At 36.3% G+C, this 25,351-nt stretch carries 20 protein-coding genes; 12 read left to right on the forward strand and 8 right to left on the reverse strand.

Translation table 11 applies throughout. The features are described from left to right. The first annotated feature begins 292 nt into the window (after window positions 1-292). Window positions 293-562 (forward strand): DUF1161 domain-containing protein, encoded by a 270-nt coding sequence (locus J3U35_RS06240; protein ID WP_267360266.1) that lies wholly within the window; start codon window positions 293-295, stop codon window positions 560-562. 155 nt (window positions 563-717) lie between these two features. Here J3U35_RS06240 and asnA read toward each other — a convergent pair whose 3' ends face one another. The 4 genes from asnA to lipB all read right to left on the reverse strand — a co-directional run bounded on the left by asnA (window position 718) and on the right by lipB (window position 4,252). Further along, window positions 718-1,710, reverse strand: coding sequence for an aspartate--ammonia ligase (gene asnA, locus J3U35_RS06245; RefSeq protein ID WP_267360267.1), 993 nt, complete (start codon window positions 1,708-1,710; stop codon window positions 718-720). A 242-nt stretch (window positions 1,711-1,952) separates the two neighbouring features. Beyond that, window positions 1,953-2,366, reverse strand: coding sequence for a hypothetical protein (locus J3U35_RS06250; RefSeq protein ID WP_267360268.1), 414 nt, complete (start codon window positions 2,364-2,366; stop codon window positions 1,953-1,955). A 296-nt stretch (window positions 2,367-2,662) separates the two neighbouring features. After that, a complete protein-coding gene (gene lipA / locus J3U35_RS06255; RefSeq protein ID WP_267360270.1) occupies window positions 2,663-3,622 on the reverse strand; it encodes a lipoyl synthase in 960 nt (319 codons plus the stop codon). Between the two features lie 9 nt (window positions 3,623-3,631). Then, entirely contained in the window at window positions 3,632-4,252 is a 621-nt protein-coding gene (gene lipB / locus J3U35_RS06260) for a lipoyl(octanoyl) transferase LipB (protein WP_267360272.1), read from the reverse strand. A gap of 376 nt (window positions 4,253-4,628) precedes the next feature. Between lipB and aceE the strand changes: the two genes are divergently transcribed. Genes aceE through lpdA form a run of 3 tightly spaced genes read left to right on the forward strand, consistent with a single transcriptional unit; the run spans window position 4,629 to window position 10,353 of the window. Beyond that, window positions 4,629-7,295, forward strand: a complete 2,667-nt coding sequence (aceE, locus tag J3U35_RS06265; protein ID WP_267360274.1) for a pyruvate dehydrogenase (acetyl-transferring), homodimeric type — start codon at window positions 4,629-4,631, stop codon at window positions 7,293-7,295. 12 nt (window positions 7,296-7,307) lie between these two features. Then, the gene (aceF, locus tag J3U35_RS06270; protein WP_416380686.1) at window positions 7,308-8,912 is read left to right on the forward strand and encodes a pyruvate dehydrogenase complex dihydrolipoyllysine-residue acetyltransferase; all 1,605 of its coding nucleotides are present in this window, start codon (window positions 7,308-7,310) and stop codon (window positions 8,910-8,912) included. Between the two features lie 16 nt (window positions 8,913-8,928). Beyond that, window positions 8,929-10,353 carry a dihydrolipoyl dehydrogenase gene (gene lpdA, locus J3U35_RS06275; protein ID WP_065559371.1) on the forward strand — a complete coding sequence of 475 codons (1,425 nt, stop codon included), beginning with the start codon at window positions 8,929-8,931 and terminating at the stop codon, window positions 10,351-10,353. Between the two features lie 61 nt (window positions 10,354-10,414). Here lpdA and manA read toward each other — a convergent pair whose 3' ends face one another. Next, window positions 10,415-11,602: a mannose-6-phosphate isomerase, class I gene (manA, locus tag J3U35_RS06280; RefSeq protein ID WP_267360276.1), complete on the reverse strand. Its 1,188-nt coding sequence runs from the start codon at window positions 11,600-11,602 to the stop codon at window positions 10,415-10,417. A gap of 416 nt (window positions 11,603-12,018) precedes the next feature. Here manA and prfA point away from each other — a divergent pair, with 416 nt between their 5' ends. From prfA to J3U35_RS06305, 5 genes are all read left to right on the forward strand, one after another. Continuing rightward, a complete protein-coding gene (gene prfA / locus J3U35_RS06285) occupies window positions 12,019-13,104 on the forward strand; it encodes a peptide chain release factor 1 (RefSeq protein ID WP_267352540.1) in 1,086 nt (361 codons plus the stop codon). Beyond that, entirely contained in the window at window positions 13,101-13,937 is an 837-nt protein-coding gene (gene prmC / locus J3U35_RS06290) for a peptide chain release factor N(5)-glutamine methyltransferase (protein WP_267352541.1), read from the forward strand. Before prfA ends, prmC begins: the two co-directional genes overlap by 4 nt. Window positions 13,938-13,954: 17 nt before the next feature. Next, entirely contained in the window at window positions 13,955-14,809 is an 855-nt protein-coding gene (gene kdsA, locus J3U35_RS06295) for a 3-deoxy-8-phosphooctulonate synthase (protein ID WP_324123836.1), read from the forward strand. 529 nt (window positions 14,810-15,338) lie between these two features. Further along, complete coding sequence (locus tag J3U35_RS06300; protein WP_267360279.1) at window positions 15,339-16,754, forward strand: OprD family outer membrane porin; 1,416 nt, start codon at window positions 15,339-15,341, stop codon at window positions 16,752-16,754. Between the two features lie 11 nt (window positions 16,755-16,765). Beyond that, complete coding sequence (locus tag J3U35_RS06305; RefSeq protein WP_267360281.1) at window positions 16,766-19,447, forward strand: beta-N-acetylhexosaminidase; 2,682 nt, start codon at window positions 16,766-16,768, stop codon at window positions 19,445-19,447. Between the two features lie 76 nt (window positions 19,448-19,523). Here the strand turns inward: J3U35_RS06305 and rraB are convergent, their stop codons facing one another. Then, window positions 19,524-19,922 (reverse strand): ribonuclease E inhibitor RraB, encoded by a 399-nt coding sequence (gene rraB, locus J3U35_RS06310; protein WP_267352545.1) that lies wholly within the window; start codon window positions 19,920-19,922, stop codon window positions 19,524-19,526. 70 nt (window positions 19,923-19,992) lie between these two features. Here rraB and rnm point away from each other — a divergent pair, with 70 nt between their 5' ends. The 3 genes from rnm (at window position 19,993) to rluB (ending at window position 22,708) form a co-directional block, all read left to right on the forward strand. Next, window positions 19,993-20,829, forward strand: a complete 837-nt coding sequence (gene rnm / locus J3U35_RS06315) for an RNase RNM (protein WP_267360283.1) — start codon at window positions 19,993-19,995, stop codon at window positions 20,827-20,829. A 104-nt stretch (window positions 20,830-20,933) separates the two neighbouring features. After that, window positions 20,934-21,557: an L-threonylcarbamoyladenylate synthase gene (locus tag J3U35_RS06320; protein ID WP_267352547.1), complete on the forward strand. Its 624-nt coding sequence runs from the start codon at window positions 20,934-20,936 to the stop codon at window positions 21,555-21,557. Window positions 21,558-21,823: 266 nt separating this feature from the next. Then, entirely contained in the window at window positions 21,824-22,708 is an 885-nt protein-coding gene (gene rluB, locus J3U35_RS06325) for a 23S rRNA pseudouridine(2605) synthase RluB (protein WP_267360285.1), read from the forward strand. Between the two features lie 401 nt (window positions 22,709-23,109). Here the strand turns inward: rluB and pgm are convergent, their stop codons facing one another. After that, on the reverse strand, window positions 23,110-24,747 hold the full coding sequence (gene pgm, locus J3U35_RS06330) for a phosphoglucomutase (alpha-D-glucose-1,6-bisphosphate-dependent) (RefSeq protein ID WP_267352549.1): 1,638 nt from the start codon (window positions 24,745-24,747) through the stop codon (window positions 23,110-23,112). A gap of 79 nt (window positions 24,748-24,826) precedes the next feature. After that, a complete protein-coding gene (locus J3U35_RS06335) occupies window positions 24,827-25,336 on the reverse strand; it encodes a hypothetical protein (protein ID WP_065559380.1) in 510 nt (169 codons plus the stop codon). Window positions 25,337-25,351: the final 15 nt, after the last annotated feature.

Raw genomic sequence — 25,351 nt, forward strand, 5'->3', positions numbered from 1 at the left:
TGCTCATTTATCTGAAGTCTTTTTTCGTCTATTTAATCCGTCTTAATTTAGCCTAATTTTAACAATTTAATACTTGATTTTTTCTTTAAAATAATATCATTTTTGAGGTCGTTTATTATTTAATCTGAATGATAAATTATTAATAATTAATAAGATAAAGAGTTATCAACAGGTTTGTTAAATACTTATCAAATAGTACAGTGCATAATTTTGATGTTACTCACAGCATCAATAATTATGTTTAAAAGTTTCCGCCTGTTCGATTATTCGTGTACCTATTTGAAAAGGGTATTTGAGTTTATTTGTCTTAAAATCTGCTAAGATAAATATTTGTGCCGATATTGCTGAAAAAATTGAAAATAATGGTGTAAAAACGTCTGACTGTATATTAAAAATTTCACCCACCGATATTGCCGATCAAGTTGAAGGTAAAATTGTCGGATTCTGTGAAGCCGGACAGAAAAAAATTATTTATCTTCGGTTAAATCATGTCTCAGCGGAATTTTTAGATTTATCATCAGAACATCATTCAAGGGTCATTGAATGTACAAAAAGAAGGTGATTTAAAGCAAAGTACAGAAAACAAAATTGAATGAACAGCGTGAATAATTGAAGAAGGATAAAGTTACGTTATGCGGTGATTTAAGCAGGTCATTTTTCTAGTCAGAAGTGAGTAATATCTCTTCTACCATGAAAATAGAAGAGATAATCATTACATTATAATAAATTAGTGTAATTTTGATGAGTTACATCGTTCCAAACACTTGATTGTACTTGCCCAATATGTTTTTGTTGTAAAAGTAGCATCGCTAAACGAGATTGACCAATTCCACCCCCTATAGTTTGAAGTAGATCACCATCCACTAAAGCTTTATGCCACGCATATTGTAAACGATCTTCATCATTGGTTGCTTTTAATTGGCGTTTTAAAGCTTCTGGATTAACTCGAATTCCCATAGAAGAAATTTCAAACGCACTATTTAAAATTGGATTCCAAACTAAAATATCGCCATTTAAACCTTTTGAACCCATTTCATTATCGCTACTCCAATCATCATAGTCGGGTGCACGTACATCGTGTTTTTCATTATTAGACAAATCACCCCCTATACCGATCAGGAACACAGCGCCAAGCTCTTTTGTGATGGCATTTTCACGTTCTTTAGGTGATAAATTAGGATAACGTTTTAATAATTGCTCACTATCGATAAATGTGATCGATTCGGGTAAAAATCGTGATAGATGATATTTATCGGATACTGCACTTTCAGTCGCTTTGATGGCGGCATAGATCTTTTCGACAGTTTGCTTTAAATACCCTAAATTACGATCTTCTGGTCGCATTACTTTTTCCCAATCCCATTGGTCAACATAAACAGAGTGAATAGGGGAGAGATGATCTTCGTCGGGGCGTAATGCTTTCATATTCGTATACACGCCTTCGCCGACAGGAAAATGATGCATACTTAATATTTTTCGTTTCCATTTTGCCAGCGAATGAACAACTTCAAATTGTGATTGAGGAATAGCTTTAACTTTAACTTGAACGGCTTTTTCAGTTCCCGATAAATTGTCTTGTATCCCATCACCTACTTGACTTAATATGGGGGCTTGCACTTCAATAAGCGATAAGTTTTTTGCTAATTGTTCAGCAAAAAATTGTTTTACAAAACTGATACGTTGTTGTTGTTCTTTAAATGATATCGTCATGTTTACTCTTCAATTATTAGTTAATCCAGATAGCTAAATTAAACTAGAAAATAAAAATATGCAAGTTAGAACATATCGGCACTTTTTCAAAAATACTAAGCAAAATAGTTAACGAGTTTACTTTGGACTTTTCATCAATGATAGGAGCCGATATTAAATGTAAAAACTAAAAATTAAAACGCCTAATAAGACAAGATATTAGGCAATATTTTAATAACACCAGAAAAAGATAAATGGGTTAATTATTGATTAATATAGGTGGTAATAATATTCGCTAAATTTGGTTTTTGCCATTTTGCGGTCAGCACAAAATTAGGCACTTTAAATGGATATCGTTTATTTTCAGTAGTCGTAAATTCAAATTTGCTGTTAATCCAACCTTTTTTGAATGTCATATTTGAAATTGATGTCATCGGTATTTGGAGAACATTATAGGTAAAATCTCCTGTTACAGTTAAACCTATTAAAATAATTTTATTGGAATCAAAATAAATAAGGAAATGTTTAATATCTAAAACAGCTAATTCCTGATAAAGTGCAAATTTCCAAAATTTTGGGTTGATACAACCATAAATTACTGATGAGCTGTTAAAATTGGGTAATTCAAATTTTTCAAATAATGCGTTAATGTTTTCTAACTTTAAGCCTTCGTTCATGTTAATATTCCTTATGTATCGAGAATTTATTTTTAGTTATTATTAAAAAAAATTATTTTTTAGTTTATATACTGTTTAATGTTGGTTCTAAGGATTTTCGTATTTTACTCTAATGAAATTTTTCATGATATTACAAAGTAGTGAAATAATTGTTTTATCTTCCGTTTTTCGTCATAGGTAATATTCTTTTTTTCAAAAAAATTTTGCAACGATTTTATAGCAAAAGTTTTAGATTCTGAATCTGTTTTAAAATCATCTTCCATTTCGGCACAATATAACCCGTTTTTTTAAATTTATTATTTCACTTCTTTACCCATAGCCTGTAAATCAGCATGATACGATGAACGGACAAAGGGGCCACATGCGGCATGAGTAAATCCCATATTTAAGGCAATTTGTTTTAATTCATCAAATTCTGATGGTGATACATAACGCTCAACAGGAAGATGATATTTACTTGGTTGTAAATATTGCCCTAAGGTTAACATTGTCACACCATGACTACGTAAATCTTTTAAGACTTGAATAAGTTCTTCATTTGTTTCACCCAAACCAACCATTAAGCCCGATTTTGTTGGAATATCCGGATGTTTTTCTTTAAAGGCTTCTAATAACTTTAAAGAGCCTTCATAGCTAGCACCGGGGCGTATTTTTTTGTATAAACGAGGAATATTTTCAAGATTATGATTGAAAACATCGGGCGGGTTTTGACTTAAAACTTCGACAGCTTCATTTATGCAGCCTCGAAAGTCTGGTGTTAAGGTTTCGACTTTAATAGTCGGGCTTAATGCGCGAATCTCTTTTGTACATGCTGCAAAATGACTTGCACCACCATCTTTTAAGTCGTCTCGGTCAACCGAGGTAATAACCACATAGCGTAATCTCATATCTTGAATCGTTTTAGCAAGTTTAATGGGTTCTTCATGGTCTGGTGGTAATGGTCTACCGTGCGCAACATCACAAAATGGGCAACGGCGTGTACATATATCACCTAAAATCATAAAAGTAGCCGTTCCGTGATTAAAACATTCCGCTAAATTTGGACAAGACGCTTCTTCACAAACCGAATGTAAACCATGTTTACGCATAGTATTTTTTATATGGGCAATATTATCACTGTTAGCGGATAATTTAATTCTCATCCATTCAGGTTTTTTTAAGGGGGCAGAATCTTCCACCGTAATAGTTGGAATTAAACGTGTTTTATCTGCATCACGGTATTTTGAGCTTCGGATTATTGGTTCATCATTTTGCATAATTTTATCTTATTGATTTTGTAACTGGCTAATAAAGTTATCCGTTAATTGTTGTTTAATAACTTTGCGATCGATTGAAGAGACATATTCTTTTAATTGTGTCATTTGCAATCCAGCATAGCCACAAGGATTAATATAAGTAAAAGGAGTGAGATCCATATCAATATTTAAAGCAAGTCCATGCAATGTGCAACCACGTTGAATGTGCAAACCAAGTGAACAGATTTTTTTTGTATCAATATAGACGCCAGGTGCATCAGGTTTGGCATAGGCTATGATATCATAATTAGCTAAAGTTTGTATGATACTGTTTTCCAGATAACTGACCATATCACGAATGCCAAGTTTTGCTCTTTTTAAGTCAAACAAAATATACATAATTTGCTGACCGGGAGCATGGTAGGTGATTTGTCCACCTCGATCAGTTTGTACGAAAGGAATATTGGTTTGTTTAAGTAAGTGTTCAGGTTTACCCACTTTACCTTGAGTAAAAACAGCACTATGTTCGACAAGCCAAATTTGATCTGGCGATTGATTATCACGACGTTGAGTATACTCATGCATAGCTTGATACGTTTGCATGTAAGGTTGTAGGTTCAAATCTTTGATAATGATGTCTTTCTTAGTCATGCTTGTTTTTTTCAATCTCTACGTTGCATTGCTTTAAAATTTACATTTATATATCAGATTTTACTATAGCTTGACAACCTATGCTTGAACAAGGTATAACCATATAAATAATTCTTTAGTTTTTCACTTCTTAAAAACTCTTTTATATCAATAGAATATGTGTTGAAAGTTATATTTATTGGAATAGTTGATTAATTTGATAGGAATTAACATTCTTTTCTAAACTCAGGTTTACTTTACTTTTTTTGTGAAAATGGCAGACTGATATTAGTAAAGCTCCATAGTGCAGAATTGAAGCTAATATATTTAGTTATGCTTTTGTGATAGCTAAGGATAGCAAAAACTGCATTTTTTTTAACAAAAAAGAGGTTTTTATATGTCGGACATGCAAATGAATGATATCGATCCATTTGAAACGCAAGATTGGCTTAAAAGTATCGAGTCAATTATCCGTGAAGAAGGTATCGAACGTGCTCAGTACATTATCGAACAAATAGTCAACAAAGCGAGAGATGGTGGTGTTCCACTACTTTTCGGTTCTTCAACAAGTAATTATATCAATACCATTCCAGTAGAAGAACAACCTGCTTATCCAGGGGACTGGGAGATTGAAAGGCGCATTCGTTCAATTGTTCGTTGGAATGCTATCATGATGGTATTACGAGCATCTAAAAAGGATTTAGAGCTTGGCGGTCATATGGCTTCATTCCAATCGGCAGCCACTTTTTATGAAGTCTGTTTTAACCACTTCTTCCGTGCACGTAATGATAAAGATGGTGGGGATTTGGTCTACTTCCAAGGTCACATTTCACCGGGTATCTATTCTCGTGCTTTCATCGAAGGACGTTTGACTGAAGAACAATTAGATAATTTCCGTCAAGAAATTCATGGTAAAGGTTTACCATCTTATCCGCACCCTAAATTGTTACCAGAATTTTGGCAATTCCCAACCGTATCAATGGGATTAGGGCCGGTAAGTGCTATTTATCAAGCTCGCTTCTTAAAATATTTAAATCATCGTGGACTAAAAGATACCTCTGAACAAACCGTTTACGCTTTCTTAGGTGATGGTGAAATGGATGAGCCAGAATCTAAAGGTGCAATTACGGTGGCAACCCGTGAAAAACTGGATAATCTAGTATTTGTTGTCAACTGTAACTTACAAAGACTTGATGGCCCAGTAACAGGTAATGGTAAGATTATCAACGAACTTGAAGGGATTTTTGCTGGCGCAGGTTGGAATGTTATTAAAGTGCTTTGGGGTGATCGTTGGGATAAATTATTACAAAAAGATAAATCAGGTAAATTGATTCGTTTAATGAACGAAACCCTTGACGGTGACTATCAAACTTTCAAATCAAAAGATGGTGCTTATGTGCGTGAGCATTTCTTTGGTAAATATCCTGAAACGGCTGAATTAGTAAAAGACATGAGCGATGAAGAAATTTTCAGACTCAACCGCGGTGGTCAAGATCCAGAGAAGATGTTTGCTGCCTTTAGTCGTGCTAAAGAGACTAAAGATCGTCCTACCGTGATATTAGCACATACTATCAAAGGCTATGGTATGGGTGAAGCCGCTGAAGGTAAAAATATTGCTCACCAAGTGAAAAAAATGAATATGGACGGCGTTCGTCATGTTCGTGATTTCTTTAACATCCCGGTTAATGATGAATCACTTGAAAAATTACCTTACATTAAATTTGAAGAACATACACCAGAATATAAATATATTCATGAACGTCGCCAAGCATTACATGGTTATGTACCTTCACGATTAACTAAATTCTCAGGCACAGTGTCAATTCCATCGTTAAGTGAATTTGCACCACTTCTTGAAGAGCAATCAAAAGAAATTTCGACCACTATTGCTTTTGTTCGTGCGCTTAACATCATGCTTAAAGATAAAGATCTTGCACCACGTTTAGTGCCAATTTTAGCAGATGAAGCAAGAACATTTGGTATGGAAGGTTTATTCCGTCAAATTGGTATTTATAATCCACACGGTCAACAATATACGCCACAAGACAAAGAACAAGTGGCTTATTATCGTGAAGACGAAAAAGGGCAAATTCTACAAGAAGGTATTAATGAATGTGGTGCAACCGCTTCATGGCTTGCAGCCGCAACATCTTACAGTACCAACGACTTGCCAATGATTCCATTTTATATTTACTACTCAATGTTTGGTTTCCAACGTATCGGTGACTTAATGTGGGCTGCTGGGGATCAACAAGCACGTGGATTTATGATTGGTGGGACTTCAGGACGAACAACGTTAAATGGTGAAGGTCTACAACACCAAGACGGTCACAGTCATATTCAATCTTTAACTATTCCTAACTGTATTTCATATGATCCAGCTTACGCTTATGAAGTAGCAGTAATTATGCAAGATGGCTTACGCCGTATGTATGGTGAGCAAGAAAATGTTTACTATTACATTACCACATTGAATGAAAACTATGCACAACCTGCAATGCCAGAAGGTGTTGAAGACGGTATTCGTCGTGGTATCTATAAACTCGATACGGTTAAAGGTAAAAAAGGTAGTCCAACTGTTCAATTATTAGGTTCAGGGGCAATTTTACGTCATGTTCGTGAAGCGGCAGAAATTTTGGCTAAAGATTACGGCATTGGATCCGATGTATATAGTGTTACTTCGTTCACTGAATTGGCTCGTGAAGGTCAAGATTGTGAGCGTTATAACATGTTACATCCAAGTGAAAAACCAAAAGTACCTTATGTAACACAAATTATGAATAATAACCCAGCCGTGGTTTCAACAGACTATATGAAACTGTTTGCTGAGCAAATCCGTGCCTTTGTACCTGCTGAAAGTTACAGAGTACTTGGTACTGATGGTTTTGGTCGCAGTGATAGCCGTGAAAACTTACGCCATCATTTTGAAGTGGATGCATCTTATGTTGTTGTTGCAGCATTAGGTGAGCTTGCTAAACGTGGTGATATTAAAGCCAGCGTTGTTGATGAAGCGATTAAAAAGTTTGAAATCAATGCTGACAAATTAAACCCACGTATTGCATAAGAGGTAACCAACATGAGTATTGAAATTAAATTACCTGACATTGGCAGTGATGAAGTCGAAGTCACCGAAATCCTTGTAAAAGTGGGAGACAAGGTAGAAGTCGATCAATCATTATTAACGGTTGAAGGCGATAAAGCCTCAATGGAAATCCCTGCGCCACAAGCAGGGATCGTAAAATCTATCTCAGTCAAAGTCGGCGATAAAGTTAAAACTGGTGTCGATATTATGGTATTTGATACCGAGAATGGCGCAGAATCTGCGCCAGCTCAAGCAGAGTCTGCCCCGAAAGTCGATGTTGCTCCAGCGGCTGCAACCGTAAGTCAAACAGTCGATGTTAATGTGCCAGATATTGGCGGTGACGAAGTCGAAGTGACCGAAATTTTAGTGAAAGTCGGTGATACTATATCGGTAGATGATTCACTTATTACTGTTGAAGGCGATAAAGCCTCAATGGAAATACCTGCCTCTATCGCAGGTGTGGTTAAAACGATAACAGTTAAAGTTGGCGATAAAGTGAAGACAGGTTCCAAAATTATGGAATTTGAAACGGCATCCAGCAGTGCGCCAGCTAACGCTGCAACTGCAACGCCAGCGCCGACAGCACCAGAAAAATCAGCTTCAGTTGCTGCACCGGTGAGTAATGTTTCTACTCCTGCTGCAACGGCTTCTACAACGGCAAGTAATGATTTTGTTGAAAATGATGCATATGCACATGCAACACCTTCTGTTCGTCGTTTAGCGCGTGAATTTGGCGTGAATCTGGCTAAAGTATCACCAACAGGGCCTAAAAACCGAATCCTACGTGAAGATATTCAAGCTTACGTTAAAAATGCGGTTAAACAAGTTGAAAGTGGTGCAACAGGCGGAGCATTACCGGGATTATTACCATGGCCGAAAGTTGATTTTAGCAAATTTGGTGAAACTGAAACTTTACCATTAACTAAAATCCAAAAAGTGTCAGGAGCAAATTTACATCGTAACTGGGTCATGATTCCTCATGTTACTGAATTTGACGAAACCGATATTACGGATTTAGAAGCATTCCGTAAACAACAAAATGCCGAAGCAGAGAAGAAAAAACTTGATCTTAAGATCACGCCATTAGTGTTTATTATGAAAGCGGTGGCAAGTGCATTAACTGCTTATCCACGTTTTAATAGTTCATTATCGGAAGATGCGCAAACCTTGATTATCAAAAAATACATCAATATTGGTGTCGCAGTTGATACGCCAAACGGTTTAGTCGTACCGGTATTTAAAGATGTCAATAAAAAAGGCATCGTTGAGTTATCTCGTGAACTTGCCGAAATCTCGAAAAAAGCTCGTGAAGGTAAATTAACTGGTGCGGATATGCAGGGCGGATGTTTTACAATTTCAAGTTTAGGTGGTATTGGTACAACTTCATTTACCCCAATTGTGAATGCACCTGAAGTTGGTATTTTAGGGGTGTCACGCTCAAGTATGAAACCTGTTTGGAATGGTAAAGAGTTTACGCCACGTTTAATGTTACCTTTATCTCTGTCATTTGATCATCGTGTGATTGATGGTGCAGACGGTGCACGCTTCTTAAGCCATATTGTTAACGTCTTATCTGACTTACGTCGATTAGTGATGTAGTTTAGGAGAATAAATTATGAGTCAAGAAGTTAAAACACAAGTGGTGGTTTTAGGTGCTGGTCCAGCAGGTTATTCTGCTGCGTTCCGTGCCGCCGATCTTGGATTAGACGTAACGTTAGTTGAACGCTATTCTACATTGGGTGGCGTATGCTTAAATGTGGGATGTATTCCTTCTAAAGCACTTTTGCATGTAGCTAAAGTCATGGACGAAGCCAAATCACTGACAGAACATGGAATTCATTTTGGTACACCTAAACTTGAACTGGATAAAGTTCGAGGTTGGAAAGAGAAGGTCATTAATCAGTTAACTAATGGATTAGCAGGTATGGCTAAAATGCGTAAAGTCAATGTTATTCAGGGCGAAGCGCAATTTACCGGTAGTCATACTATGGATGTGACATCTGCAAAAGGTATTACTAAAATTACGTTTGATAATGCTATTATTGCAGCTGGGTCTCGACCAATTAAATTACCTTTTATTCCGCATGATGATCCTCGTATTTGGGATTCCACAGATGCGCTTGCTTTGACAACCATTCCTAAAAAATTATTATTAATGGGTGGGGGAATTATTGGGCTTGAAATGGGCACGGTTTATCATGCCTTAGGTTCAGAAGTTGATGTGGTTGAAATGTTTGATCAGGTCATTCCTGCTGCTGATAAAGATGTGATCAAAGTCTTTACAAAACAGATTCAGGATAAATTCACCTTACGTCTTGAAACAAAAGTAACGACGGTTGAAGCAAAACATGATGCGATTTACGTCACTATGGAGAAAAAAGACGGAACCACTGAAACACACACTTATGATGCCGTATTAGTGGCAATTGGACGTTCGCCAAATGGAAAACTAATTAGTGCTGAAAAAGCCGGCGTGAACGTTACTGATCGTGGTTTTATTGAAGTCGATAAACAAATGCGCACCAATGTTCCACATATCTATGCTATAGGTGATATTGTTGGTCAACCAATGCTTGCGCACAAGGGCGTTCACGAAGGACATGTGGCTGCTGAAGTGATTGCGGGCAAAAAACACTATTTTGATCCAAAAACGATTCCTTCTATTGCTTATACTGAGCCAGAGGTTGCTTGGGTTGGTTTAACCGAAAAAGAAGCGAAAGAAAAGGGTATCGATTATGAAGTGTCTATCTTCCCATGGGCAGCATCTGGGCGAGCTATCGCATCGGATTGTTCACAAGGGATGACTAAGCTGATCTTCAATAAAGCAGATAATCGCCTTTTAGGTGGCGCAGTCGTTGGTGCTAATGGCGGTGAATTGCTTGGAGAGATTACCCTTGCGGTTGAAATGGGGTGTGATGCCGAAGATATAGCCTTAACTATTCATGCGCATCCAACACTTCATGAATCAATTGGACTTGCTGCTGAAATTTATGAAGGAACGGTAACTGATTTACCGAATCCGAAAGCAGTAAAAAAATAGTTTATATTCAGTCATTCTATCTATCTTAAAATTTATGCCGTCAATGATTGACGGCTTTTTTTTAATCACTCACTTTTGCAAAACATCCTTTCCCACTATAACTATAATATTTGGCATGATACGCAATAAACACCGATTCCCCTTTATTTAAAGTGAGTACTTCATGTTTTGTTGTTAATGTAATAGCGCCATTTGCACAAAATAGGATTTGAGGGCTGTTGACTTTTTCTTTTCTTAATTGAAGATCACTTTGAATGATTTCAAATTTAAAATCATTAACGGGAACAGGAAAATCAATTTTATTATGATTAATTAACGGATTAATTAGCAATTCACTAGCATCAATACTGCTAAAGTTCGTATTCGCTATTAATGCGTCAATATCAATAAACTTATGGGTTAAACCTGCTCTTAAAACATTATCTGAATTTGCCATCACTTCAAAACCGGTTCCCGATAAATAACAATGCGGTGTTTGGGCATGTAAAAACATCGCTTGAGATGGCTTGAGTTCAATCACATTTAAAATTAAAGGCATAAACAAACCAATATCGTTAGGATAATCTTTTACCAGTGTATGAATGGTTAAAAAAGGCTCTTGATTGAAACTTCTAGTACAGGCTAATAATTGATGAATAGCTTGTAATTTTTGGTCTGGAGAAAGATTCAACAAGAATTGAAAAAAGTGTTTCAGTTGTTTTGGATGAGGATTATTTTGTAATTGTGCTAATTCATGGTTAAAGATAGGGATAGTTATTTGCGAAAAAAATGATAATATTTGCTCAATCGGTCGAAACGAATTCATGGCTTTAAATGGCGTGAGTGCATACAATAATTCTGGTTTATGATTGGGATCTTTAAAATTTCGGTTTGGTGAATGAAGATCGATACCTAATTTATTTTCTTTTTCAAAACCTTTTTGAGCATCAGCTTTAGTCGGATGAACCTGAATTGAAAGGGGTTTATTTGCTGCGAGTACTTTGAATAAATAGGGAAGAGTACCGAAAAGTTGATAAGTATTTTTACCCAAAATCTGCAATGGGTTTTGATTGATAAGCGCATTAAGATTTATCTTTTCGCCATTTAAACCGATAATCTTTGAACAACCCAGAGGATGTATACCCATCCATATTTCAGCCATCGGCTTTTGGCTTGGGTTTTTAATACCAAATAAAGTCGTAATACTATCGATACTTCCCCAATCATAATCTTTAATACAATTTTCAAGTTTCCATATCGTTTGCTTCATATTATCAACCTGTAAAAGAGTGAATGTGATGCGAATATTGATATTTAAGCTTATTCCTTCTTAATAAACGTTATTTAACAGTAAAATCTGTGCCTTAAACCGATCATTTAACATATTTTTAGTTATCTTTTCCTGTATTCATAAAAAGCGTTGAATAAAGTAAAGACCTTTTAACAAAGTAATCAATCAACTGAATTATAGTAACGACTAAGCAAATTTTTGAAAAGATTAAAAAGTGATTTTTGTGAAATGAATAACACTTTTTGAATGTCGGTATTTAAAATAAAATTCTGAGATATTTCACAGCATTATTAATAGTTGCAAGGATGAAAAAGTAGGGAAACTGTATTTTAAAGGCGATTAAGTATATAATGCCCCGCAAATTCATTTATTCACGATTAAAAATAGACTTTTATATGAAACCCTCAATTATCAGTAAGTTAGAAACTTTGCAAGAGCGCTACGAAGAGGTTCAAGCGTTATTGTCTGATGCCTCGGTGATTGCCGATCAAAATCGATTCCGTACTCTTTCTAAAGAATATGCGCAATTAACGGGTGTGGTGAAATGTTTTACAAGTTGGAAGCAGACTCAAGAAGATATTGAAACTGCTAAAATGATGCTTGCCGATCCTGAAATGAGTGAAATGGCTCAAGAAGAGTTAAATGAAGCGTTAAACCGTATCGAAGAGCAAGAAAAGCAGTTACAAGTTTTATTATTACCTAAAGATCCCAATGATGATTATAACTGCTTTGTTGAAGTTCGAGCTGGAACAGGTGGAGATGAAGCAGCAATATTCGCTGGCGATCTTGCAAGAATGTATACAAGATATGCAGAATCCCGTCATTGGCGAGTTGAAATTATGAGTGCCAATGAGGGTGAGCATGGTGGCTATAAAGAAGTCATTATGTTAGTCAGTGGCGACGGCGTTTATGGTAACTTAAAATTTGAATCGGGTGGTCATCGTGTGCAGCGTGTACCTGAAACAGAATCGCAAGGTCGTATTCATACATCTGCATGTACGGTAGCGGTGTTACCTGAAATTCCAGAAGCAGAAATGCCTGAAATTAATCCCGCTGACTTAAAAATTGATACTTATCGTTCGTCTGGGGCAGGGGGTCAGCACGTTAATACAACCGATTCAGCTATTCGTATTACGCATATTCCAACAGGAATTGTGGTTGAATGTCAGGATGAACGTTCTCAACATAAAAATAAAGCTAAAGCGATGTCGGTGTTAGCTGCACGAATCCAAGACGCTGAAACCCGAAAACGCCAACAAGAAGAGGCGTCGACCAGACGTAACCTTTTAGGTACTGGTGATCGTTCAGATCGTATTCGAACCTATAACTATCCACAAGGACGAGTAACAGATCATCGTATCAATTTGACGATTTATCGCTTAGATGAAGTTATGGAAGGCAAGTTAGAAATGTTGATTGATCCAATTGTACAAGAATATCAGGCAGACCAGCTTGCTGCATTATCGGAACAAGATGAATGACTTATTTAGAGTGGCTTAAATATGCATCTCAAACTTTAAGTGAAAGTGAAAGTCCCAAGCGTGATGCGGAAATACTATTAAGTTTTGTGACGCACAAAACACGAACATTTTTAATGGCGTTTAGTGAAACTTCATTATCAGACGATGAGTTAACGCGCCTCAATGCATATTTAGCTCGTCGGCAAGCGGGTGAACCGATTGCTTACATTACTGGGGAAAAAGAGTTTTGGTCTTTAAAATTTAATGTGTCGGACTGTACCTTGATTCCAAGACCAGATACCGAAAAATTAGTTGAGCTGGGATTAGAATACCTACCTAAAATTCCCTGTGAAGTTTTAGATCTTGGAACAGGTACAGGAGCCATAGCCATTGCTATGGCAACAGAACGCCGAGACTGTCTTTTTACTGCTGTTGAAAAAAATCGAGATGCGCTAATATTAGCTCAACAAAATGCGACACAAATCGGTGTAAATAATGTTTATTTTTTACAAGGTGATTGGTATAAACCACTCAAAACCCGTAAATTTTCGATGATAACATCCAACCCGCCTTATATTGAGCCAACAGATATTCATCTATCTCAAGGTGACGTTCGTTATGAGCCAAGAACAGCACTTGTGTCAGACGACGATGGACTTGCGGATATAAAGTTAATTGTCAAAGGGGCTACCAAACATCTGAATCAATATGGTTGGTTACTGATCGAGCATGGTTGGAAGCAAGGCTCTGCAGTACAAACGATTTTCAAACAACATGGATTTCAATTAGTTGAAACCTTCACAGACTATAGTGGCAATGATCGAGTGACGCTTGGTCGTTGGTTCAAACCTTAACTAGGAAACAATTTATGATGAAGCAAAAACAAGTAAAAGTCAGGGATATTACGGTCGCAAATGATCTTCCATTTGTGTTATTTGGTGGTATGAATGTGCTTGAATCACGTGATTTGGCAATGAAAATTTGCGAGCACTTTGTGACGGTCACGGATAAACTCAACATCCCTTATATTTTCAAAGCTTCGTTTGATAAAGCGAATCGTTCTTCTGTTCATTCCTATCGAGGCCCTGGTTTGGAAGAAGGCATGAAAATTTTTCAAGAATTAAAACAACAATTTGGCGTAAAAATCATTACTGATGTTCATACCGAACAACAGTGTCAACCCGTTGCCGATGTTGTTGACGTTATTCAACTACCGGCTTTTTTAGCCAGACAAACCGATCTCGTTGTGGCAATGGCGAAGACAGGTGCCGTCATTAACGTTAAAAAACCACAATTTGTTAGTCCCGGACAAATGGGCAATATAGTTGAAAAATTTGAGGAAGCAGGCAATGATCAAATTATTCTTTGTGATCGTGGTAGCTGCTTTGGTTATGATAATTTAGTGGTTGATATGCTTGGCTTTAATATCATGAAAAAAGCCAGCCATGGTTCACCGGTAATTTTTGATGTCACTCATGCCTTACAATGTCGTGATCCTATGGGAGCAGCATCTGGTGGACGTCGTGGACAAGTGACCGAACTTGCTCGTGCAGGCATGGCAGTGGGTATAGCAGGGCTATTTTTAGAATCACATCCTGATCCAAGCCATGCAAAATGTGATGGACCTTCAGCACTTCCATTAGCTAAACTTGAGCCATTTTTAAAACAGATGAAAGCTATTGATGAGCTAGTAAAAAGTTTTGATGAAATTAATACTGAAAATTAAAATTGATTGATGTGATTAAATCCCTATTAATAAATTAAATTTTATCAATAGGGTTTAATCTCAGTATTAGTAATAAGAATTTTTTGATTTTTCTTTTTTCCCCTCCCTATATTTTCATTTCTGACAAGCAAATTTATTTAAACATAGGATTTATACATCTGAATGCGTTAAGCGATCGTCTGGGTTAGTTCAAAACTTTATTAATCTTTTCTTATTTTTTAATATAAAAAAAGTTGTGATATTTATCGAAAAATTAGAAAAAAAAAGGGGTATTTTGGTGATTCGGATCACGATTTAACAACATTTAATTTGATAACCAAAATATGTTTATGCATTATGAAAACACCTTATTCACAGGAGTTTTAGATTAATTTAGTAAATTTAACCAATTGTTTGTACAGAAGATTGACATTAATTTTGTCGTATTTTATTGATTTTAGGTAGAAAATGATTTTTTGATCCATAAAGATAAGTTGTTAACGGACTAATCTGATCGTTGATTTAAAAAAGTCATTTCAAGGAAGCAGATATGAATTTTTATAACCCCCTATTAACCACTCGTTCACTCAGTCGTATCACTAAGCTCATTTTGTCTTGCTCCATTTTAATCAGTGCGTTGCCTGCACAAGCAGAATATACCCATCCCTTTGTTGAGGATGCTTCATTAACCGGTAATGTCTTTTTTTGGAATCGTGATCGGGAAAGAAAGAATGTCACTCAACATAAATATGAGAAAAACCTAAGGCATACTTCTTTCAATACCAATCTGGATTTTAAAACAGGTTATATAGCCGATATGCTTGCTTTAGAATTGGGCGGCTATGGTGCTTGGGAAGTCAGTAATGGTGGTAATGGTCATCCTAATGAAATCGGTTTTAGTGGTGCCAATAATCGTTGGGACGAAAATTGGAAAAAAGATATTAGTGGTCTTAGTTTCTATAAAGCCCAAATGAACTTCAAACTTGATGAACTATTTTGGCTCAAAGCGGGGTATATTCAACCGTCAGGACAAACGTTGCTTGCTCCACACTGGAGTTTATTACCAGGCACTTATCGAGGCGTTGAATTTGGTACAAAGCTTGATTTTGACTCTGCGGGGGTGTTATCTATGTCCTATATGTGGGCAGATAAATATAAAGCACCTTGGTATAAACGACTTTATGAATTTAGACAATGGCAAAAAGGAAGAAAGATCGATTACTTACATTCTGCTGGTTTGAAGTATGATTTTAAAAATAATGTCGTGCTAGAAGGCGCATTTGGTCAATCCCATAACTATATGAATCAGTTTTTTGGTAAAGCGTCTTATCAATTAGATATTTTGGATAACCCGTTAACAATGAGTTATCAATTTTATGGTGCGAAAGATCAGTCTCATAAGGGAGCTAAAGTATATGATGGTTTAGCATGGTTACAAGCTGCGACGTTAGGTTATCAAATGGGGCCAGTAGGGTTACGTCTTGAAGGTGTAGCAGTTAAAGCACAAGGTGAACAAGGATTCTTCTTACAACGAATGACGCCTGATTATGCTTCCTCAAATGGTCGTTTAGATGTCTGGTGGAATTCACGTTCAGATTTTAATGCCAATGGTGAAAAAGCATTATTTGCAGAAGTTACCTATGATTTAAGTCATCTATCACACTATTTATCTGGTTGGAGAACTGGCGCTTCGTATGCTTATGGCTGGGATGCTAAACCAAGTACTAATAAAGATTTTGACCAAAAAAGACGGTTGATTGAATCAGCGTATAACTTCGATTTAGGTTATACCGTACCACAAGGTTTTGCTAAAAACACCTCTTTCCAGTTACATTATACCAAATATAATAACCACTCAAAAATACCAAGCTGGAGTGAAGGTTATGGCAATATTTTCCAAGATGAACGAGATATCAAATTTATTGTTACCGTTCCATTCACTATATTTAATGCAAAACAAAAATAGGTAAAAAAATAATGAAAAAGCTTAAAACTGCAATACTTGCAACCTCGATAGCCTCTTTATTAAGTATAGGCGTTACACAATCAGCTTATGCAAATCAAAAGACAGTTGATTTAATGAGTGCTCAACTTAATGTTAAATATACTGTTAATGATAATCAGGCAAATGATCATGGTATCAATTGTGCTGCTTTAGGTGCGGACTGGGCTGCATGTAATAAAGTGACTATTTCGTTAACAAATAAAGGTTCAGCAATTAATGATAAAGATTGGGCAATTTATTTTAGTAGTATTCGTATGATTTTGTCCGTTGACAATGATCAGTTTAAAATTACACACCTAACAGGCGATCTTCATAAAATTGAGCCGACAGATAAATTTGTTGGTTTTCCTGCTAAAAGCACTATCGAAATTCCTATGATTGGTGAATATTGGATCTTGAGCGAAAGTGATATTATGCCTCGTTGGTATGTGACATCGACCAATGCAACCCCTAAAATTATAGCAAATACCAATACAGATTCTGATAATTTATCGGCATTTGTGTCGCCAATTAATCAACACTGGAAAAGAACGGCTGATGATCATAATATTTTAATGACACCCGTCAATCGTTTTCAATATAATGCCGATATTGAAAACTTATCGGCAGAAACATTACGTGGGCAAATCTTGCCAACACCAAGTAAAATATCCATTGGAAATGAAGATATAACGCTCGATTCGCAAGGGGTAAATTTAGTTTTAAATGGATTAAATCAAGACAGTTTAGCTGTTATACAGACTGAATTTAAAGCATTAAATATCCCGATTACTCAACAAGGCTTTAAAATACAAGCAACAATCGAACCTCAACAATTTTCCCAAAAGCAAGCAGGGGCTTATCAGTTAGTAATCAACAAAGACAAAGCAACCATTACAGCTTATGATGAGACTGGAATTTTTTACGCGATCCAATCCATTTTATCGACAATTTATGTCGATCATTCTCATACCATTCCAACACTTAATGTCATTGACTCGCCTCGATTTGAATATCGTGGTGTCATGCTTGATATTGGCCGTAATTTTAAATCTAAACAGGCCATTTTGCGTTTATTAGATCAAATGGCAAAATATAAAATGAATAAATTTCATTTTCATTTAAGTGATGATGAAGGTTGGCGAATTGAGATCCCAGGATTACCAGAACTCACCGAAATTGGTAGTAAACGTTGCCATGATCTTACTGAACAAACTTGTTTACTTCCTCAATTAGGATCTGGTCCTGACAGTAATACATCTGGCTCGGGATATTTAAGTCGTCAAGACTATATTGAAATTATTAAATACGCTAAAGCACGGTTTATTGAGGTCATCCCAGAGATTGATATGCCTGCTCATGCTAGAGCGGCGATTGTCTCTATGGAAGCACGTTATAACCGTTTAATGAAAGAAGGCAAAGAACAGCAAGCGAACGAATTTCGTTTAGTTGACCCAACGGATACTTCTAACACGACAACTGTTCAATTTTATAATCGATTAAGTTATTTAAACCCTTGTCTTGACTCGTCTAAACGGTTTGTAAATAAGATTATTGATGAAATAGCTAGCATGCACATCGAGGCAGGCCAACCTTTGACAACTTGGCATTTTGGTGGTGATGAAGCTAAAAATATCCATTTAGGATCTGGATACCAAGATTTACAGCTTAAAGAAAAAGTTGCTTTTAAAGGTATTATCGATCAAAGCAATGAAGACCATCCATGGGCTAAATCACAAGCATGCCAAGCTTTTATATCTAAAGGTATTGTCAAACAAATTGAACATCTACCAAGTTATTTTGCTGAGCAGGTTAGTACTATCATTAAGGAACATGGTATTGACCATATGCAGGCTTGGCAAGACGGCATGAAACATGCCGACAGTGCTAAATCTTTTGCTGTTGATAAAGTCACGGTGAATTTTTGGGATACTCTTTATTGGGGGGGGGCTGACTCAGTCAATGAATGGGCAAATAAAGGCTATCAAGTCATTATTTCGAATCCGGATTATGTCTATTTAGATATGCCATACGAAGTCAATCCTAAAGAAAGCGGTTATTATTGGGCTACACGTTACAATGATGAACGTAAAATATTTACTTTTGCGCCTGATAACTTACCTCAAAATGCTGAAACGTCGTTAGACCGCGACGGCAATCCATTTACCGCTAAAGGTACACTTAATTGGTCGGGCGCTTACGGATTATCTGCGCAAATTTGGACAGAAGATATTCGTAGCGATAATAAAATGGAATATATGGCATTTCCTCGTTTGCTAGCGGTGGCAGAAAGAGCGTGGCACCAAGCCGATTGGGAACTTAGTTATCAAAAAGATCGTGAATTCATACAAGGGAAAACACAGTATGTGGATCAACAAAAATTACGGCAAGATTGGGTACGTTTTGCTAACTTAGTTGGTCAGCGAGAATTAGCGAAATTGGATTTAATGGGAATAGATTATCGATTACCTATCCCAGGGGCTAAAATTGAGAACAATCAGCTCAATGCTAATATTGTTTTTCCGGGATTAATTATAGAATATTCGACGGATAATGGTAAAAATTGGCATCGCTATACTGATCCCGTGACAATTAAAAAAGGTGATGTTGTATCAGTACGTAGTCTTTCAGCTGATCGAAAAAGAATAAGTCGTATTGAGCAAGTTAACGAGTAATCGAAACAGTTTACCATTTTTATCCAATCACCATTGGATAAGAATGGTAAATAATTAGTTCAATGTTTCTAGGCTATTAATGTAACGTTTCATTGTCAAAAACGCTATCATCTAAAATATCGTCACTTCCGTCTTCAAAATAAGTGCCCCAACCGTCATAATTCACATTAAATTGGTGCGCCAACGTCATAATTTGGGCAATTTGTGCATTGATTAAATCAGCACTGAGGGGGCTTTCAGCGATGATATCAAAACCAATAATAACGTTACCAGAATCATCGACATCTTCATCAGGATCTGTTGCTTCATAACCTAATTTATAGGCTTCTACTGCAACTTTTTCAAGTTTATCAAAGTTTTCTGAAGAAATATGATGTTCTATCAAATACAGCGCATGGGGATCACTCCCATCTTCTAAAAGTTCATCAATAATTGATTGAGTATCTTGTTGGGCAAGCAGAATTTGATCTTTCATAATATACCTTTTAGTGGTCACGCAAATTGTGTGGTATATTACACGTTTAAAAATAATTTTCGAGAAAAAAGTGATCGTAGATTTGCATTCTCATACTATAGCCTCTGATGGTGTTCTATCACCAAGCGAGCTGGTTAAACGTGCTGTCGATAACCAAATTGACATATTAGCGATAACGGATCACGATACCATAAAAGGAATTCCTGAAGCGCAAAAGTTGATCTTAACTGAAAATCTTCCGGTTAAACTGGTGAGTGGAGTTGAAATATCAACCGCTTGGAAAAATAATGAAATTCATATTGTTGGATTGAATATTGATATTGAAAATCAACAATTATTAACATTGCTTCAAGCTCAAGAACAAGGTCGGATTGATCGCGCAATGGCAATTAGCTATAAATTGGGCAAGTTACATATTGATGATGCTTATGAACAAGCAAAGACTTTTTCAAAGGGGGATATTGTGTCACGTGCACACTTTGCTCGATTTCTTGTTGCTCAAGGTTTAGTCAAAGATGTGAAAACGGCATTTAAAAAATATCTTGGAAAAAGTGGATATGCTTATGTGCCAGCAAAATGGTGTAGTATTGAAGAGGCAATAACGGCGATTCATGTGGCAGGTGGACTTGCAGTATTAGCGCATCCGACTCGTTATGATTTAACTGGCACTAAATTAAAATTATTAATTAATGATTTCAAAACTTGGGGTGGTGATGCCATTGAAGTTTCGCAAAGCCGACAAACACAAGATGACTTACAGCGATTAGCTAAATTAGCCAACGAATTTGAACTGCTTGCTTCGCAAGGTTCGGATTTTCATGATCTGGTTAACTATTTAGATTTAGGAAAAACGCCCCCTTTGCCAGGCAGTGTCACACCGATTTGGCATAATTGGAAACTAAATTAATATGGACTAAAATTGCTTTAAGTTAACATGCTATCAACCTTCATGATAGCCAATCTGACATTGTAAAAAGTGTTTTAAATTTAATATTAATATAGAAGAACATTATGAGCCAAACTTTTTATATTCATCCGGACAATCCTCAAAATCGATTATTAGAACAAGTTGTTAAAATCTTAAAAGAGGGTGGCGTTATCGCTTTTCCTACTGATTCCGGTTATTCATTAGGTTGCTTGCTTGATAATAAAAATGGTGTTGAGCGTATTTGTAAAATACGACAGCTTGATAAATATCATAATTTTACGTTGATGTGTCGAGATTTATCGGAATTATCTTCCTATGCAATGGTCGATAATATTACGTTTCGACTGTTAAAAAATAATACGCCCGGTAAATACGTTTTTATTTTACCTGCAAGTAAAGAAGTACCACGTCGCTTGATGAATGACAAGCGAAAAACCATAGGGTTGCGTATACCGGACAACAAAATTGATTTAGCGTTACTGGATCTATTAGGGCAACCATTGATGACCACAACGTTAATTTTACCAAATGAAGAGGAAGCGCAATCCGATCCGGATGAAATTGAGGATAGAATTGGACATCTACTTGATGCTGTTGTCCATGGTGGTTATATAGGTCAACAACCTACAACCGTTATTGATTTAACAAATGATTACCCTGATATTATTCGTCAAGGAAGTGGTGATATAAAACCTTTTGAATCGTGATCAAATATTTCAAGAGCTCACTATTAAAAGCATCTGGATTATTTAATCATGGTAGCTATTTATTGGGTGTTTTTGAAATATTGAAGTTCAAATTATGGATAATCTAATGATTTTGTTTGGTAAACACTATCCATTTTTAAGTTAGTCAAGCTGAGCACTAACGTATTAATTGTAATGCTAGTAAAGCAATATGTGTAAATCGTCGTTTTTCACAAAACGAACAAAGATATAGTTAATCTGATACCTGTGAAGGTAGCGAGGAAAATATGAAAAAAGTAAATGACAATACTGAAAAGTTGCAAAAAGTGTTAGCTAATTTAGGTAATGGCTCACGTCGTGAAATTGAGGCGATGATAGCCGCAGGAAAAATTAGCGTTGACGGAAAAATTGCAACATTAGGTGATAGGGTTGATGTAAATGCTAACCCTAAAATTCGAATTAATGGACACTTAGTTCAGCTAAGAAGTAAAGAAAAAACGGTTTGTCGTGTATTAGCCTATTACAAACCTGAAGGGGAAATCTGTTCGCGAAGCGATCCACAAGGGCGAGCAACGGTTTTTGCTCGATTACCGCGTTTAAAAAATGCCCGTTGGATTAATATTGGACGATTGGATATTAATACTTCCGGTTTACTCCTTTTTACCACAGATGGTGAATTGGCTAATCGATTAATGCATCCTCGTCATGAAATAGAACGTGAATATGCGGTACGTGTATTTGGAAATGTGACTGATCAGCAAGTTAATCAATTACGCAAAGGGGTGCAACTTGAAGATGGCCCAGCTTCTTTTAAATCTGTAAAAGCGCAAGGTGGTGATGGTTTAAATCAGTGGTTTAATGTCGTCATAACTGAAGGGCGTAACCGTGAAGTGCGACGAATGTGGGAAGCGATTGATGTACAAGTAAGTCGTTTGCTGCGTATTCGTTATGGCAATATAACCTTGCCTAAAGGTTTATCACGAGGAACTTGGATGGAGTTAAGTATTGATTCGGTTAATTATCTACGTGATATTGTCGGATTAGCAAAAGAATCCAAATCATTCATTGACGCCAAAACGGATAAACGTAGTTTCAGACCAAAAAGAACTAAACTTAACAACTTGTCAAAATCATCAAGACAAGCCACAGCCAAAAAACCAACACGAATCTAAAAACTAAATCACATCCTCAATAAAAAACATCAATTTATTGGGGATATGATGACATCTATCCAATTTTTCTTACATAAACAGTAAACCACTTATCATTAACTTCACTGATTAAGTTGATAAACTTAATTTTAATTTATAAATTATTTGGTCACTCAATTGTTGTTTAGACCTTGTTATTGTTGTTGTAGATTTTCCAAATTTAGACTTAAATAACTTGAAATTAACAAATATAAATAAAGTAAAATGACTACGAAAACATTAACCGTCAAATGTTCACAATGAAGGTGTATTAAGCATATTTCATTAAGCTATATACAACTACCTATAAAAATAAACAATAAAAAATCTTTTTCGTACATTCATAATTAAAAGCCGACATAACGTCGGCTTTTTTGTTTCAATTACTTAATGGCATTAGCAACAATTTGTTGTGCTTCTTCTTGAAGTAAAGCTAAATGCTGATTGCTGATAAAACTTTCCGCATAAATTTTATACGCATCTTCAGTGCCAGAAGGTCGGGCTGCAAACCAGCCATTTTCAGTGATAACTTTCAATCCACCAATTGGGGCATGATTAGCTGGCGCAGAGGTTAAACATTGGGTAATTTTTTCACCCGCAAGTTGATCGGTTGTCAGTTGGCTTGCATCAAGTTTGGCTAGTTTTTGTTTTTCAGCAAATGATGCGGGTGCCTGGATTCTGCCATAATAAGAAACGCCAAATTTATCCTCAAGTTGTTGATATTGTTCTTGAGGGTTTTTGCCTATTTTGGCGGTCATTTCTGCTGCCAGTAGACATAAAATAATCCCATCTTTATCGGTTGACCAAACTTTACCATTCGTTCGTAAAAATGATGCGCCTGCACTTTCTTCACCGGCAAAGCCTAATTGACCATCATAAAGTCCTTGGGCATACCATTTAAAACCGACAGGGTATTCTAAAAATTTTCGGTTTAGACTGTTTGCAACGCGATCTATCATTGAACTTGTCACCACTGTTTTGCCAATGGCAACATCTTTATGCCACTCTGGACGGTGCTGAAATAAATAATTTACACAAGCTGAAAGATAAGCGTTTGGGTTCATTAATCCTTTTGGCGTAACGATCCCATGGCGATCAAAATCGGTGTCATTACCGAATGCTAGATCAAACTTGTCTTTTAAATTTAACAAACCATCCATTGCCCAGCGGCTGGAACAATCCATTCTGATCACTTCGTCGTGATCTAAATGCATAAAACTAAAGGTAGGATCAATTTTGTTATTTACAATATCAAGATTCAGACCATACTTTTCAGCAATTCGGGGCCAATAGGTAATACCTGCGCCACCTAATGGATCAACGCCTATTTTAAGCGATGAAGATTTAATCAATGCAAGATCAACAATGTTTTCCAGATCGTTAATATAATCAGTCTCATATTCTTTGGTATGAATAAATTGTGAATGAGTGGCTTTGTCTAATGAGACCCTTTTCACACCGTCTAATTGCTGTTTAAGGAGTTCATTTGCTCGATGTTCGATTTGTTTAGTGATGTCAGTATCAGCGGGGCCACCATTTGTTGGATTATATTTAATTCCACCATCTTCTGGGGGATTATGGGAAGGAGTAATGACAATACCATCAGCAAGCTGTGATTTTTTATCTTGATTATACGTTAAAATTGCATGTGAAATAACTGGAGTAGGGGTATATCCCCAATCATGTGCAATAACAACAGTCTGTTCGTTAGCAACGAACACTTCAAGCACTGATTTGAGCGCTAATTCAGATAAAGCATGCGTATCTTGACCAATAAAACAAGGACCAGTGATACCATGGGATTTACGGTATTCGGCAATAGCTTGAGCGATAGCGAGTATATGGGCTTCATTGAATGTGCCTTTATTTGAACTACCTCGATGTCCTGAAGTGCCGAAAATCACCAATTGGCTAATATTATCGGTATCGGGTTTAATTCGAAAATAGTTATCTTGTAAGGTTTCCACATTGATTAGATCAGAAGGTTTAGCTAATAATCCCGCTCGGCTATGGTTTGCCATTTTTCGCTCCTCTACATAATTTTTAATCATTTGATAATGGTTACAGCGCTTTTCTGATTAATATGTGACTACAGAAATTTTATTTCACTGATGTTGAAAACACATCTTTAATTTGGTTAATCGTATTTTCTGAAATCCCCATGTCGCTCATGATTGATTCAATGATATAAATTTTTCTTGCCGTATTGGTATTACTGATTACCCAATAAGGTGTGCCAATAATTTCACGAGGTTTAGTATTTTTACCCGAAATCTCTAAAGATTTTTTATCTTTGGCTAGATATTGGCGTTTACTACCATGAAGCGATGTCGCCGCAATGGCAAAAAGTGCTGGATTATAGTTATAAAGCGCAGCGAGTAATAATAAAAAACGACTGATAATCGATTTTTCATTCGTAAAGGTATCGCTGGTTAACAAATCATTGAACATCGAGTAATGACTTTCTAAATGAACTTTGGCGTTTGAGTTAACAGGATCCGCTTCTATTTTTAACAAACGTCGCAATATACTTGATGCATCTTCACCGATGTGTTTTGTTTGCCCTGCAATAAATTTATATAATTCGTCGTCAATTTCGATAGTTTTCATTATGTTAATTATGCC

This window comes from Gilliamella sp. B2717 (assembly GCF_026536675.1).
GTDB lineage: Bacteria > Pseudomonadota > Gammaproteobacteria > Enterobacterales > Orbaceae > Gilliamella > Gilliamella apicola_I.

What these genes read in the sequence shown, in the direction of transcription:
- asnA (WP_267360267.1), bottom strand. Translation starts at nt 1,710, where the DNA reads ATGACGATATCATTTAAAGAACAACAACAACGTATCAGTTTTGTAAAA.
- J3U35_RS06250 (WP_267360268.1), bottom strand. Translation starts at nt 2,366, where the DNA reads ATGAACGAAGGCTTAAAGTTAGAAAACATTAACGCATTATTTGAAAAA.
- lipA (WP_267360270.1), bottom strand. Translation starts at nt 3,622, where the DNA reads ATGCAAAATGATGAACCAATAATCCGAAGCTCAAAATACCGTGATGCA.
- lipB (WP_267360272.1), bottom strand. Translation starts at nt 4,252, where the DNA reads ATGACTAAGAAAGACATCATTATCAAAGATTTGAACCTACAACCTTAC.
- aceE (WP_267360274.1), top strand. Translation starts at nt 4,629, where the DNA reads ATGTCGGACATGCAAATGAATGATATCGATCCATTTGAAACGCAAGAT.
- aceF (WP_416380686.1), top strand. Translation starts at nt 7,308, where the DNA reads ATGAGTATTGAAATTAAATTACCTGACATTGGCAGTGATGAAGTCGAA.
- lpdA (WP_065559371.1), top strand. Translation starts at nt 8,929, where the DNA reads ATGAGTCAAGAAGTTAAAACACAAGTGGTGGTTTTAGGTGCTGGTCCA.
- manA (WP_267360276.1), bottom strand. Translation starts at nt 11,602, where the DNA reads ATGAAGCAAACGATATGGAAACTTGAAAATTGTATTAAAGATTATGAT.
- prfA (WP_267352540.1), top strand. Translation starts at nt 12,019, where the DNA reads ATGAAACCCTCAATTATCAGTAAGTTAGAAACTTTGCAAGAGCGCTAC.
- prmC (WP_267352541.1), top strand. Translation starts at nt 13,101, where the DNA reads ATGACTTATTTAGAGTGGCTTAAATATGCATCTCAAACTTTAAGTGAA.
- kdsA (WP_324123836.1), top strand. Translation starts at nt 13,955, where the DNA reads ATGAAGCAAAAACAAGTAAAAGTCAGGGATATTACGGTCGCAAATGAT.
- J3U35_RS06300 (WP_267360279.1), top strand. Translation starts at nt 15,339, where the DNA reads ATGAATTTTTATAACCCCCTATTAACCACTCGTTCACTCAGTCGTATC.
- J3U35_RS06305 (WP_267360281.1), top strand. Translation starts at nt 16,766, where the DNA reads ATGAAAAAGCTTAAAACTGCAATACTTGCAACCTCGATAGCCTCTTTA.
- rraB (WP_267352545.1), bottom strand. Translation starts at nt 19,922, where the DNA reads ATGAAAGATCAAATTCTGCTTGCCCAACAAGATACTCAATCAATTATT.
- J3U35_RS06320 (WP_267352547.1), top strand. Translation starts at nt 20,934, where the DNA reads ATGAGCCAAACTTTTTATATTCATCCGGACAATCCTCAAAATCGATTA.
- rluB (WP_267360285.1), top strand. Translation starts at nt 21,824, where the DNA reads ATGAAAAAAGTAAATGACAATACTGAAAAGTTGCAAAAAGTGTTAGCT.
- pgm (WP_267352549.1), bottom strand. Translation starts at nt 24,747, where the DNA reads ATGGCAAACCATAGCCGAGCGGGATTATTAGCTAAACCTTCTGATCTA.
- J3U35_RS06335 (WP_065559380.1), bottom strand. Translation starts at nt 25,336, where the DNA reads ATGAAAACTATCGAAATTGACGACGAATTATATAAATTTATTGCAGGG.